Raw genomic sequence first — 14,182 nt, forward strand, 5'->3', positions numbered from 1 at the left:
AAGCTAAAAAGAAATTTACAGAATTTTTATGGTGAGTAAAGTAACGTCATCCGAGTTGACACGGGCCCGCCTTTTTGATTGCACGTCGTGCATCATGTTATCATTAATTTCTTCAACTGGCAGGTGCTGATGCAATTTTAAATGATGTACCAATTCTTCATCAGAAATAAAAACCTCCTCATCGGGACTTTCGATCAATCCATCGGTGTAATTAAAGATCAGGCTATCTGAATTTAATTTTATTTGCCCCGTTTTTATAAACGGCAATTCTTCGAAAACACCCAAAATGGTGGTGCCATCCCGTAAAAAGTATTCCTTATTATCTAACAGAAGAATGGGAGGATTGTGACCGGCATTTATGTACTGCATTATCCGGTTTTCTTTATTGTAGACTCCCAGAAAGAGTGTGATAAAACGTTCGCCATTGGTATTGCTTACCACAATTTTATTCAGCTTTTCAACCAGCGTTTCCAGGTTATGGCCTACCGAAACCCATGCCCGCAGACTGGCTTGTAACGTTGCCATAAGCAGTGCCGCCGATATACCTTTACCCGATACATCTGCTATGCACCAGATAAATTCACTTTCGTTTAAACGGATGAAATCAAAATAATCACCTCCGATATTTTGATGTGGGAGATAACGGGCGCTAACTTCAAAAAAGTCGCTTTTAGGTAATTTAAGCGGCACCAGCATGCTTTGCACTTCGCTGGCCAGTTCAACATCCCGCTGCAAACGCTCTCTAATCACCAGCTCTTTAAACAGCTTTTTATTTTCGAGCGCAACAACAATTACATTTATAAGGGTCTGGATAAAATTCAGATCGTTGTTTATTAACTCGGGATGTGTCTCAAAATCGCCTATTAAAACATAGGCAAGTGCGTCTCTTTTATGCCTTACCGGGATAAAATAATCGTACTGACTTAAAACTTCATCTGAATGTTTGGCGAGGGGAGTTATCGACCGGAGAGTTTGCAGCATGTGGCAAACCTGCTGCAGTACTTTGGGGCTTTCAAATGCACCGCCAAAACGGGTAGCACAAAAGAATACGTCGCCGTTTTTAACGAGCAGCCTCATCCTTCCTATTCTAAGATTTACTTTAAGAACCATCTCAAGCATCTCGAACAGAATAGATGAAGGACTATTCCTGTTAATAGCAAGGGTAACTTCTAAAAGAGCGTTTAATTCAGCCTGCCTTTTTAGCAAGAGCTGAACAATGTCATTCTCTTCCGAATTCTCATTTTTTTTAAAGGCTTCCAAAGGACCGGCTTAAAATTGATTCCAATATCAATTATATAACTTAACTCTTAAATTAACTATAGTTTTCTAATTTTTGCGATAATGACAAAATTTAGAGCATATAATTTTCATTTGAATAATTATAACGTATTTACACTATTTGCTAACGAACCTCACGCCCTTTCCATACATACTTTCCGGAATTACCCGCAATGCCAATGTACACCATGTATAAAATATGCACTACAGTAAGAAACGGCATAAAGCGAATTAAGTTTATTCTTTTAATAAATCGGCATAAAGGCCATAAAAAAAACGTTTCTGTTGAAAACTTTACCATTAAGGCTCCTGCACCAAGTGTGAAATAGGCCGGGTAAATTACTCCCAATAACGTGTTCACCAATAGCATAACATTAAAAAGCCAGGTGAGCACTCCCAATGCTACAATCCCTTTATTTTTATAGCGGGTACTTTTAGATGCCCAGCGTTTGCGCTGACGGATAAACTCACGAAGATTTGATTTGGCATGGGTATAAACCAGCGCTGCTGAAGATTTACAAAAGCCGATGGAGCCGGGATAAGCCGAGGCAACTTTATGCATAAAAAGCTCATCATCACCCGACGCAAGGTCATCAATTCCACGAAAACCGCTCAATTCAAAAAACACATCTCTTCTGTAGGCCAAATTTGCTCCGTTACATGTTGAAGGAACCTTGTTGCCAATTGAAGACGCACCAAGGCCGATAAGAAACAGGAACTCAAGCGACTGTAATCTTTCAAACCAGTTTCTTTCTTCAAAATAAATTACCGGAGAGGATATGAGGTTACAATGGTTCTCCTGGTAAAACCCAGCAATGGTGCGAAGCCAGTTTTTATTCATCCGGCAATCCGCATCGGTAGTTACAATTAAGTCTGAAGAAGAAACTTTAATAGCTTCTGTTATTGCTTTCTTTTTATAGGAGTTTAATTTCTCACTTTCATTTAGCCGGATAAGAAGAACACCTTTAGCTGCGTAAGAAGAAATGATTTCGGAAGTACGATCGGTTGAATGATCATCTACAATAATAATTTCAAGCAACTCTTTCGGATAATTTTGAGCAATAAGATCATCAAGCGTACGATTTATATTTTCCTCTTCATTTCTTGCAGCTACAATTACGCTTACCCGTGTTACAGGCTTAAACTCTGGTGTAAGGTTGAAATCAGTCAATCTGCCCCATCCCCTTCTTAGAAACAGCACCACTGTTACATAAAACAATGTAAGCAGAATTGTTAAAACGCTAATTAGTGTTAGTGCCAAAAATATTCAGTTTAAAAACAAAGCCAGCGCCTAAAATAGCAGGAATGATAAGATTAACAAACCAGATACATGCAGTAGATGCCATAATTGCTACATCCTGATCGGTAATAAATGAAAAAAAATACGTAGCTGTCATGCTTCTTACTCCTACATCCAGCAGATCAAGCGATGGCAATGCAGATTGAATAAAGAATAAAATAAAGATCATCATTATCATTGGAAATAAATCCATTTCAGGGAGAAGCAAATGAATAATCAGACAATATTGAGAAGTAAAAACAGCATATCTTGCCAGGCTATACATAAACACTTTAATCAGGCTTTTCTTTTTATATCGAGATAGAACGAAAAAGAATCGCTGAAACCTTTTGAAGAATGTAATACTGTTTAAGATATTCCCCAACCAGCGTATATTGAAATAGAAGAACAAAAACAACAGGCAGAATACCATAGTGAGAAAAAACCAGGCATAATATAACCAGTAACTGAGTTCAAGGAAATTTCCGGCAAACCATAATACGGCCAATGAGCCCAATACATTGGTAACTACCATTTGTCCCACGGCGCCCACTCCCATGGCTATTGCTCCAGGTATCCGCTTTCGCGGGGAAAGAAAGAAAACTCTTCCGCCATATTCGCCGATTCGGTTTGGAGTAAATATGGCCAGGGTAAGTCCGCAAAAAACCGATTCTATTGCTTTCCGAGTGTTTATTTTTTGTATCTGCCTTACCAGGAACTTCCATTTAAATGCTTCCAGTACCCAGTTAACAAGCATCAGCACAAGTACTGATGAAAGCACTGTATACACTTTTACAACAGAAAGTTCATTAAGAAGCTGGTTAAACTGGAGAAGGTTATTATTGTTGTTGAGCTTATGATAAATAAAGATAGCAGCCATAATAAGAATGCCTGCTTTAATTATAACGCTGAGAAGTTTCTTATTTCCGGAACTCAAGCTTAATTTAATAAGGTGCAATTTTACAAAACAAAATGTATATCTCTTCTCAGCCTCCGCAGAAAAGTGTATAATTGTTTAAATGCTAAAAGAAAAATTGAACGAGCGGGTGATCTTAGGAATTGATCCCGGAACATCTGTAATGGGATACGGCATTGTAATGGAAGTAAAGAACCAGCTGGAACTGATTAGCCTGGGTGTAATTAAATTAGATCATTTAGATGACCATCCGTTAAAGCTTCAGCGGATATTTGAAAAAACCGTTGCACTCATTGAGCAATATCATCCGGATTGCCTTGCCCTTGAAGCTCCTTTTTACGGTAAAAACATCCAGGTAATGTTAAAACTTGGAAGAGCTCAGGGCGTAGCAATGGCGGCAGGACTTTCGCACAATCTGCCTATTTGCGAATATTCTCCCAGAAAAATAAAACAATCAATCACAGGTAATGGAAATGCAACAAAAGAACAGGTAGCTGCCATGCTTCAAACCCTGTTAAAATTTAAAGAAACCCCTGAATTTTTAGATGCTACCGATGGCCTGGCTGTAGCGGTATGCCATTCGTTTCAAAAGATAAACACAGCGAACGGAAGTAAGAAGAGCTATTCAGGATGGGAATCCTTTGTTAAAGACAATGCTAAACGGGTAAGTATTGCAAAGAAGTAAGCCTAAATAAGACCTACTTCTTTCCGAATTTTTTCTCCGGTTTCTTTCAGCTCCTCTGCCGGCGGATTTAATTTTTTTCGTGTAAAGTTCAAATCGTCCATTGTATTCATGGGTACTAAGTGTATATGCACATGAGGTACTTCCAGGCCGATGACCGCTACTCCTATCCGTTTGCATGGAATAGCCTTTTTTAGTCCCAAAGCTACTTGTCTGGCAAATAATTGCAACCTGGTATAGGTCTCCTCATCCAGATCAAAAATATAATCCACTTCCTTTTTCGGGATAACCAGTACATGTCCCATTACCAGGGGGTTTATATCCAGAAATGCCAGAAACTTATCATCTTCAGCTACTTTATAAGCTGGAATTTCTCCGGTCACAATCTTTGAGAATATAGTTGCCATACTAAAATATATTACCTTGATATTTCGAGGATTTCAAATTCCATTTTCCCTGCAGGAACAGCTATTTCTGCAGTTTCGCCCACCGACTTACCCAACAATCCTTTAGCAATAGGAGACTTTACCGAAATCTTACCTGATTTTAAATCTGCCTCACTTTCAGAAACAAGCTGATAAGTCATGGTTGCACCATTCTTTGTATTCTTAATTTTTACGATAGATAAGGCCAGTACTTTTGAAGTATCCATTTTAGATTCATCTATAAGCCGTGCATTGGCCAGTACATTTTCCAGCTTAGCTATTTTTGATTCATGGTGGCCCTGTGCTTCCTTTGCCGCATCGTACTCTGCATTTTCAGATAAATCTCCTTTGTCCCTTGCTTCAGCTATGGCTTTAGCAATCTGTGCTCTTCCTTCAGTTTTAAGGTAATGCAGCTCTTCTTTTAACTTTTCTAATCCTTCTTTTGTGTAATAAGTAACCTCTGCCATATCTAAAGATTTTTTAATACTATCGCTATAAAAAACAAACAAGACTATATCAACGGAAGCCGATATAGTCTTGTTTGCTTTGACACGAAGATAATATTCAGGCTGTAGAGTTCCAAATTTTTTTTAATGCGACAAATGCTGTAAATGCGGGTCGAAACAGTCCTTACAGTTAAAAGAATGCTGTTAGCTGATCCGGTTCAGCTCCTGCTCAGAAATAAAATTATAGAGTTCTTTAATAGGATGTGTAAGAACTTTACCTACAGAAATGCGATGCTTTTTGCAAACCTCAGTTAATACCGCTTGAAAATAAAAAGCAATTGAGCCAACGAAATGGCAAGGGAAGTTTTTATATTCAGAGAAAATTGCAGAATTAGTAGCAATAAACTCCTCAAACCCGTTATACAATAAATCCTGTACATACGGGTGATTTTTATTTTTACTCAAAAAACGTGCAAAGCCTGAAAGATAGATATTAGGGGAAGGTTTTTGATATACGTTTTTAATAATTGTCTCTTTGTCTATTTTATAAAATTCATCAAATTCCTTTTTCAGTTCCTTGGGCATGGTATCGTACAAAAAAGAGGTAATCAGTTTTTTCCCGAAATAAGTTCCCGACCCTTCATCACCCAGGATATATCCTAAGCCCTGTTTGCTTTGATGAACCTTTTCTCCGTCGTAAAAAGCAAGATGTGAACCCGTACCTAAAATGCAAACAAGGCCTTTCTGCTTACCACAAGTGGCATAAGCCCGACCCAGAATATCATTTTCTACATCAATAAAAGCGTTTTTGAAAATACCGGATAAAGCATTGGAAACCGTTTCCCGCCTGTCGGGGCTGGTACAGCCAGAGCCAAAAAAATGCACTTCCTTAACGTCTAAGGCGTATTTGCTGATTTCTTTAGAATTATGGATGATTTTGGTTATTTCCTTTTCACCAAGAAAAAAAGGATTAATTCCTTTTGTGCTGAACTCCAGGCCTTGAGCATCCGGAAGTTGTAAAATCCAATCTGTTTTCGACGATCCGCTATCAGCAACTAAAATCATTCTTAAATTTCTTCCAGAACTGTATTTGTTAGAGGTTTACCGATAAATTTTGAAACCAGCCCGTTTCCGCTAATCTGTTTCAGATCGTTAGGGTCTAACGAAGAGGAAAGTATGTATATTTTAATATTCGCTTCGTTTAAGCCTTCAATTGCATTAAGTTCTTTCAGAAACTCAAAACCATTCATCTGGGGCATTCTTATATCCAGAAAAATTATTTCGGGTATATCCTTTTGTTCTGCTAAACATTGTTTCATGTAATTAATAGCGTCAAAAGGAGAATCAATAACCACTATATTATCTGCAAAACCACTTGCTTTAATTATTTTCCGGTTTATCAGATTATCAATATAGCTATCATCAATTAGTAAAACATTTTTGTATTTTGATTCATCCATGAGCGTTAATTCTCTTTATACACCTTTCTACGTACTTCTACCCAATAAGGTTTGGTATATAAAAATAATATATGTTTTACAAATACCTAAAGAAATTATTACAAATTTAATATTCCGGCTATTTCTTTTAAGGATACTTCGGCTATTTTAGCAGCATACTGCGCACTGGTATACCGAACAGTAGCATTAACATAGTTTAACTGGGCATCACGTACTTCTACTGTAGAAATACTGCCAAGCTTAAATTTCTCTAAGGTAATATCCAGGTTTTGCCTTGCTATTTTCTGATTATTTTCTTCCAGCGTTACCAGCGAAAGGTTAGTTAAATAGGTTTGATATGCTGCAGCTAATTCTGCATTTACACTTTGATTTAATTTATCAAATTGAATTTGTGCATTTTCGATAGCTATGGCTGCATTTTTTTCATTTCGGCGCTGCAAAAATCCATTAAAAATATTAACCGATGCTGTTACGCCGTACGTAAACCCTCTTCCCGTATTTCTTGTTGCAAACCCTAAAGCCGATTGAGAGTTTGTGAAATTATATCCGCTGTTTACAGTAATATCCGGATAACGGTCTGCTTTAACCTGCTTTAAGTCTAACTCTGCAATTCTTTTACTTATCAGTGCTGCCTGTAGTGAAGGGTTCAGGCTTGTGGCCTTGTTAAGTAACGTTGCATAATTCAGTTTATCGTCAATTATAATAGTATCTGCAACATTAAATTTGATAGTTACATCTCTTGCCAGAATCTGGTTTAGCTGGATCTGAGTATTATGATACAACTGTTGCTGACGAAGAAGATTCGTAGTATCTGTATTAAAATCTACTTGTGCGTTTAATACTTCCAGTCTTGCGGCCTTACCAATTTGAAAACGATTTTTGGCTGTTTGAACCCGATAACGCGAAATATCGGTAGCAGTAACATACGCCTTTAGCTGATGCTGCTGCTGCACTAAATCATAATAACCGGCAATTACATCTGCAATGGTATTTAATATAGTTAAACGCAAATCTGCTTCTCCCAGCTTCTGTAACTCGTTTAGCTGATCGTAGCGGGCAAACATACCGAATCCGTCAAAAACGGTCCAGTTCAATCCCACCCCATAATTTAAACTTGTATTTTTTGCATTGTTCCTTTCCTGTACCTGCCCGTTTGATTGGGTTTGCGTACTGTTCTGAATGGAATTGTTATTGGTAAAAGTTCCGTTTACACTGGGCAGCATACCGGCATTAGCCAGACTTACATTATTTTTATCAATAGAAAGATCATTAGAAATTAACTTGATGTCATAATTTTTTTCAAGAGCAATTTTTACAGCATCTTCCAATGTTAATATTTCCTGACCTGACACTGGATTAAATTGAACAAAAGAAGACAGCAGCAGGAAAAACAGGAAAACTTTTTTCTTTCTCATATAAATAATAATGATTAATCGGCCAGCACCAAATCTTTCTCTTCCGACATTGCCTCCTGCAAGGCAGGATTAGGTTTATGCCCGCGGGACCACATTAAATAAACTGCGGGGATAATGAATAAGGTAAGTATCAGGGAGAAAATGGTTCCACCTACAATAACCACACCCATTCCCATCCTGCTTTGCGCTGCCGCCCCTAATGCCATGGCGATAGGTAACGCTCCCAGTGCAATAGCTAAACTTGTCATTAGAATTGGCCTTAAACGTGATTCGGCAGCTTCGAGAATAGCTTCAGCCTTCGGTTTTCCCTGATCGCACAATTGATTAGCGAATTCAACAATAAGAATCCCATTTTTGGTTACCAAACCTATTAGCATGATGGTACCTATCTGACTGAAAATATTCCAGGTCTGACCAAATAACCACAAGGAAAGCATTGCCCCTGCAACTGCCATTGGCACCGTTAAAATAATAATTAAAGGGTCAATAAAACTTTCAAACTGTGCAGCCAGAATAAGATATATTAAAAGAAGAGCAAGCCCGAAAGCAAACAACGTGTTTGAACCACTTTCTACAAAGTCGCGGGATTCTCCTCCTAAATCTGTAGAAAAGGTATCATCCAATACTTTAGCAGCAATCCTATCCATGGCATCAATCCCATCGCCTATACTTTTACCGGGAGCCAGGCCGGCAGAAACAGTGGCAGACAAATATCGGTTATTGTGGAATAACTGAGGCGGACTGCTGCGTTCGGTTACTGTGACAAGATTATCCAGTTGAATTAACTCGCCTGTACTGCTTTTTACAAATAAAGAAGCTAAATCTAAAGGGTCATTCCTATCAACCTGTTCAAATTGGCCAATTACCTGATACTGCCGCCCATTCATTAAAAAATAAGCAAACCGTTGGCCGCTTAAAGACAACTGCAGTGTCTGGGCTACATCCAGAACAGAAACACCCATACTTTGTGCTTTTTCCCGGTCGATTGAAATATTAAGTTCAGGCTTATTAAACTTCAGATTAACATCCGGGTTAGAAAAAGTTGGATCGTTATTAACTGCATCCATAAATTCCGGGATCTTCTTCTCAAGTTTCTCAAAGTTCTGGGCTTGTATAATGTATTGTATAGGCTGCCCGCCGCGGCGATTTACTGAAATAGTTGGCTGCTCAGTAACCATTGTCCGGGCTTGTGAATATTTGCGTGTTAATTTATTTAATCGTGCTGCTACTTCCTTTTGTGATTGCTCCCGTTCATCAGGGGGAACAAGATTCATAATCATGATACCGCTATTTACAGAAGATGAACCCCATCCCGGAGAAGTAATTACCAGGTTAATTTTCTTTTCGGGAATAGAGTCATTAACCAATTGTGTCAATTCTTCCATAAACCGGTCCATATATTCATAGGTCGCACCTTCCTGCGCTGTTACAGATACTCTCAAATAACTTCTGTCATCATACGGAGCTGTTTCTTTTTGCAAAATAGAATAGAAAAGAGCAATAAGCCCGATACATCCTAAAAGGATGGGAAAGCTGAGCCACTTTTTCGTCATAAAGCTTCTTAACATTTCTGCATACCCGCTATTAAGCTTTTCGTAGTAAGGCTCTGTCATCTGATAAAACTTCGACTTCTTCTGAACGCCGCCTTTCATCAGGTAGGCATTCAGCATCGGAGTAAGCGTTAAGGATACAAATGCAGATATCAATACTGCCGCACCTATTACAACGCCGAATTCCCGGAATAGCCTGCCAACAAATCCTTCTAAAAATATTAACGGCAAAAAAACGGCAGCAAGCGTAATGGAGATTGAAATTACCGCAATAAATATTTCATTTGATCCTTTAATTGCCGCTTCAATCGGCGACATCCCCTCCTCAACTTTTTTAAATATATTTTCAGTTACTACAATACCGTCATCCACTACTAATCCTGTAGCTAATACGATGGCAAGCAAAGTCAGCACATTTACTGAAAATCCCAAAATATACATGATGAAAAAGGTAGCAATAAGAGAAACCGGTATATCAATCAAGGGTCTGAACGCAATACTCCAGTCGCGGAAAAATAGATAAATAATTAAAATTACCAGAATTAAAGCTACCAAAATAGTTTCGGCAACTTCAGTTACTGATTGTTTAATAAACCGGGTATTATCAGAAGAAACTTCGAGCTTCAGATCTTTTGGAAGATTTTTTTTTATCTGATCAATTTCTTTATAAAAGGCAGAGGCAATATCCAGATAATTAACACCGGGTTGCGGAACGATAGCAAGACCTACCATGGACTTTCCGGATTCGGTCATTTTTGTTTCCAGGTTCTCCGGACCAAGGGTAGCTGTTCCAACATCACTAAACCGGATAATTTTGTCGCCCTCAGTTTTAAGGATCAAGTCGTTAAACTGCTCCTCGGTGGAAAGGTTTCCCAAAGTTCGCACGCTTAGCTCGGTATTTTTACCGGTTATCTTCCCGGAAGGAAGTTCAATATTTTCTCTGTTTAAAGCAGTTCGAATATCTGAAACCGTTAATCCATAAGCAGTGAGCTTCATCGGGTCTATCCACAATCTCATGGCATAACGCTTATGCCCGTAAATACGAATACTGCTTACCCCCGGCAAGGTTTCCAAACGTTGAGAAACTACATTTTCAGCATAATCACTCAATTCCAGTTGGCTGCGAACACTGCTTTGCAACGTAGTAACAATGATAGCATCCGAGTTAGCATCCGCTTTTGATACCTCCGGGGGCGAATCGAGATCTTCCGGAAGGTTATTTGTTGTTTGAGATACTTTGTCACGCACATCATTCGCTGCTTCTTCCAGATTTTTATTCAGATTAAATTCAATAGTAATATTACTCGAGCCCTGGCTGCTGGTAGAGGTTATATTGCGTATACCATCAATTGAATTGATATGCTGCTCTAAAGGCTCAGTAATCTGAGACTCAATAACATCTGCATTAGCCCCGGCATAGGAAGTACGTACCGATACGATAGCCGGATCAATAGAAGGATATTCCCTGATTCCTAAAAATGTATAGCCAATTACCCCGAACAAGATCAGAATAAGATTTAACACAATGGTTAATACCGGCCGTTTTATACAAATGGTGGATAAGCTCATATTCTTTTATTTTAATCCTTTCCTACACTAACTTTTACCGGAGCACCTTCCTTTAACGTCATAATACCGGTTGTTAATACGGTATCTCCTTCCTTTAATCCCGATGTTACTAATATACTTGTTGCTGTTCTTGTTGAGGTTTCAACTTTTACTTCCGCAGCTTTACCATTTCTGGCTACAAAGACTTTTTTACCGTTTTGAATAGGTATGATTGACTGCGTTGGTACTAATAAAGCATCATTTATATTATTGAGAGGCAGATTAATACTTGCAAACAATCCTGGCCTCAAATTACCTTCGGGATTAGACGCACGGGCACGCAGTTGAAGGGTTCTGGTGGTTGCTTCTATACCCGGTTCTATTGCATAGATAGTAGCAGTATAAGATTTTTTCGAGCCAGCTACTGTAAACTTAATATCAGTATTAACTTTTACCTGGTTTGAATACTTTTCAGGTACAGAAAAAGTAATCTTTACCGGATTTGTATTAAACAGATTAGCAATAACTGTTTGTGGAGACAGATAAGCTCCGACTGAAACATTTCTCAAACCAATACGTCCGGAAAAAGGTGCACGAATGGAAGTTTTTGCAATTTGAGCACGAATAAGTTGAGTTTGAGCCTGGGCCGATTTTAAATCAGCACGTGCTACATCATATTCTTCCCGGCTTAGCGCCTCTTTTTGTAATAATAGGCCAGCTCTTCTTTCATTTTCGGCAGCTAGGTTCTGCCGCGTTTGAGCCTGTGCAAGTTGAGCCTGTAATTCTGAATCATCGATTTTAACAAGAACCTCACCTTTATCTACCATACTTCCCTCATTAAAGTAAATTCCTTTCACCAGTCCGGAAACCTGGCTTTGAAGCTGGACCTGTTCGTTTGCTTCTATTGATCCGGTTACAGTTAAGTTATTTGAAAATTCTTCCGGCTTAATTACCACTCCTTCAACCGCAGTTGGATTCATACCTCCGCCACCAGCCGTCTTTGCTCCTGGCGCACCACCTGTTTGTTCTCTACCGGCAGAGATGCGATAAATTATCAGGGCGATAAAACCAATAGCCAATACCGTGAAAAAGATATGTCTTGTCTTCATAAATTTCTTTAAGTGCTTATAAAGCGGGCAATATTTTGCGCCGGTGTAGTTATTATAAAAGTTAAAAATTAATGGAGGTACAAAAATAGCGTTATGCTAAAACTCTTTTTTTGTTGTATCAACCATTTTACACCCTGATAGTTACGTCAAAAAAATCCTATTGATAATAGAAACGTTATTTTTGCAATAAAAAAACAGTACATGAATAACTTTTTTTCGATCAGATCTATTTTTACAATCCTTTTCCTTATGGCTTTAACAGAAACTATCAATGCGCAAAGTAAAATATCCTTCCGGGTATCTTTTTCAGAACCCCAGGCTCATTATGCCGACGTTGAAATGGAAATTTCAGGTGTAAAAAAAGATGTTATCGATATTAAAATGCCGGTTTGGGCCCCCGGATCATACCTTATCAGGGAATTCTCAAAAAACGTGGAATCTGTTTCGGCTAAGAGTGAAGACGGAAAATCAATACCGGTTTTAAAAACAAAAAAAAATACCTGGCGTGTCACCAAAGCCAGCTCCCGTAGTGTAACTGTTTCGTACCGGGTTTATGCCAATGAAATTTCGGTCAGAACCAGTTTTATTGATGCAAGTCATGCTTTTTTGTCGCCCACAGGAATTTTTATGTATGTAGACGGCATGCTGAGTCATCCTGCAACAATAACAATTGACCCGGCTAAAAGCTGGCATAAAATTTCAACAGGTTTGGAAGTAGTAAAAGGAGAGGCACATACTTTTTATGCCCCCGATTTTGACATTCTTTTTGACAGTCCGATTGAAGTAGGAAACCAGGATATATTTGAATTTACCGCAGCGGGTGTAAAGCACGAAGTTGCCATGTTTGGCGGAGGAAATTATAATAAAGACCGGCTTAAAACCGATATGGCGAAAATAGTGGAAGAAGAAACAAGAATCTTTGGTGAAAATCCAAATAAGCGGTACGTATTCATCATTCACAACTTCAACTCGGGAGGGGGAGGTTTAGAACACCTCAACTCTACCGTGTTAGGTGCGACAAGAAACAGCTATACAAATGAGTCGAGCTATAAAGGCTTTCTGGGACTTGTTGCGCATGAGTATTTTCATTTGTGGAATGTAAAAAGGCTTAGGCCAAAAGCGTTAGGGCCTTTTGACTACGAAAATGAAAATTACACCACCAATTTATGGATCGCAGAAGGATTTACAGCTTACTATGATAACATGATGGTACGTCGGGCGGGCTTTTATTCACCGGAAAATTATCTTGATATTATTTCAAATGATATCAACGCAGTAGAAAATCAGCAGGGAAATAAGATCCAACCCTTGAGCGAGGCAAGCTTTGACGCCTGGATAAAATATTACAGGCCTAATGAAAACAGCAGAAATTCAAGCGTGTCTTATTATGACAAGGGCTCATTGATCGGATTAATCATGGATTTGGAAATTATCCATGCTACAAAGGGAGAGAAAAGCCTTGATGATGTAATGAAAGCGATGTATGACGAGTATTATAAAAAACAAAAAAGAGGTTATACCGATGCCGAGTTTAAAGCAATGGCAGAAAAGATAGCGGGAAAATCGCTCGATAAAATTTATACCGATTATATCAACGGGACCAAACCCATCCGATTTAACGATTATTTAGGCTACGCCGGTATTTACCTTACCGATGCAAATGCCGGAAAAAACGAACCTTATTTAGGTATTGCTTCAACAAGCAAAGACGGAAAATTTATCCTTACAGCTGTTTCAAGGGGAAGCGGGGCATGGAAAGGCGGATTAAATGTAAATGATGAACTAATTGCCGCCGATGACAACCGTATAAGCAGCAGTAGTGACCTGGATAGAATTATTGCTACGAAAAAACCCGGCGATAAAATCAGCTTTCTTATATCAAGAGACGGCCTTTTGCAAAATCTTGATATTACACTCGGAGCAAATCCTAATACTAAGTTCCGTGCAGAAGTAGATTACTCGGCAACACCGGAACAGGTAGCAGTACGAAAAAAGTGGCTGGATTTGTAATATTAAAATAATAGAATTATTGATTATAACGTTTGTTCCTGATACAATTAATCTTATTCTTATC

The 14,182-nt window shown here is 38.6% G+C and carries 12 protein-coding genes; 2 read left to right on the top strand and 10 right to left on the bottom strand.

Translation table 11 applies throughout. The annotated features are described in order from the left end of the window. Positions 1–15 precede the first annotated feature (15 nt). The 3 genes from ACLCDL_RS06155 to ACLCDL_RS06165 form a co-directional block, all read right to left on the bottom strand. On the bottom strand, positions 16–1,260 hold the full coding sequence (locus ACLCDL_RS06155; RefSeq protein WP_423147400.1) for a PP2C family protein-serine/threonine phosphatase: 1,245 nt from the start codon (positions 1,258–1,260) through the stop codon (positions 16–18). Between the two features lie 142 nt (positions 1,261–1,402). Next, entirely contained in the window at positions 1,403–2,539 is a 1,137-nt protein-coding gene (locus ACLCDL_RS06160) for a glycosyltransferase family 2 protein (protein ID WP_423147401.1), read from the bottom strand. Beyond that, the gene (locus ACLCDL_RS06165) at positions 2,520–3,494 is read right to left on the bottom strand and encodes a lysylphosphatidylglycerol synthase domain-containing protein (protein ID WP_423147402.1); all 975 of its coding nucleotides are present in this window, start codon (positions 3,492–3,494) and stop codon (positions 2,520–2,522) included. The genes ACLCDL_RS06160 and ACLCDL_RS06165 overlap by 20 nt, the downstream gene beginning before the upstream one ends. 82 nt (positions 3,495–3,576) lie before the next feature. Between ACLCDL_RS06165 and ruvC the strand changes: the two genes are divergently transcribed. Beyond that, the gene (gene ruvC, locus ACLCDL_RS06170) at positions 3,577–4,158 is read left to right on the top strand and encodes a crossover junction endodeoxyribonuclease RuvC (RefSeq protein WP_423147403.1); all 582 of its coding nucleotides are present in this window, start codon (positions 3,577–3,579) and stop codon (positions 4,156–4,158) included. 2 nt (positions 4,159–4,160) lie between these two features. Here the strand turns inward: ruvC and ACLCDL_RS06175 are convergent, their stop codons facing one another. From ACLCDL_RS06175 to ACLCDL_RS06205, 7 genes are all read right to left on the bottom strand, one after another. Then, positions 4,161–4,562, bottom strand: coding sequence for an HIT family protein (locus tag ACLCDL_RS06175; protein ID WP_423147404.1), 402 nt, complete (start codon positions 4,560–4,562; stop codon positions 4,161–4,163). Positions 4,563–4,573: 11 nt separating this feature from the next. Further along, positions 4,574–5,047: a transcription elongation factor GreA gene (greA, locus tag ACLCDL_RS06180; protein WP_423147405.1), complete on the bottom strand. Its 474-nt coding sequence runs from the start codon at positions 5,045–5,047 to the stop codon at positions 4,574–4,576. Between the two features lie 183 nt (positions 5,048–5,230). Further along, positions 5,231–6,091 (bottom strand): N-acetylglucosamine kinase, encoded by an 861-nt coding sequence (locus ACLCDL_RS06185; RefSeq protein WP_423147406.1) that lies wholly within the window; start codon positions 6,089–6,091, stop codon positions 5,231–5,233. Positions 6,092–6,093: 2 nt separating this feature from the next. After that, complete coding sequence (locus ACLCDL_RS06190) at positions 6,094–6,486, bottom strand: response regulator (RefSeq protein WP_423147407.1); 393 nt, start codon at positions 6,484–6,486, stop codon at positions 6,094–6,096. A 98-nt stretch (positions 6,487–6,584) separates the two neighbouring features. After that, positions 6,585–7,901 carry a TolC family protein gene (locus ACLCDL_RS06195; RefSeq protein ID WP_423147408.1) on the bottom strand — a complete coding sequence of 439 codons (1,317 nt, stop codon included), beginning with the start codon at positions 7,899–7,901 and terminating at the stop codon, positions 6,585–6,587. Positions 7,902–7,915: 14 nt separating this feature from the next. Beyond that, the gene (locus ACLCDL_RS06200) at positions 7,916–11,020 is read right to left on the bottom strand and encodes an efflux RND transporter permease subunit (RefSeq protein WP_423147409.1); all 3,105 of its coding nucleotides are present in this window, start codon (positions 11,018–11,020) and stop codon (positions 7,916–7,918) included. A gap of 11 nt (positions 11,021–11,031) precedes the next feature. Continuing rightward, positions 11,032–12,108: an efflux RND transporter periplasmic adaptor subunit gene (locus ACLCDL_RS06205; protein WP_423147410.1), complete on the bottom strand. Its 1,077-nt coding sequence runs from the start codon at positions 12,106–12,108 to the stop codon at positions 11,032–11,034. Between the two features lie 201 nt (positions 12,109–12,309). Here ACLCDL_RS06205 and ACLCDL_RS06210 point away from each other — a divergent pair, with 201 nt between their 5' ends. Further along, complete coding sequence (locus ACLCDL_RS06210; protein ID WP_423147411.1) at positions 12,310–14,118, top strand: M61 family metallopeptidase; 1,809 nt, start codon at positions 12,310–12,312, stop codon at positions 14,116–14,118. Positions 14,119–14,182: the final 64 nt, after the last annotated feature.

Origin of the sequence: Rubrilithobacter danxiaensis, assembly GCF_047272945.1 — a bacterium.
Taxonomy (GTDB): Bacteria; Bacteroidota; Bacteroidia; order Sphingobacteriales; family Sphingobacteriaceae; genus Rubrolithibacter; species Rubrolithibacter danxiaensis.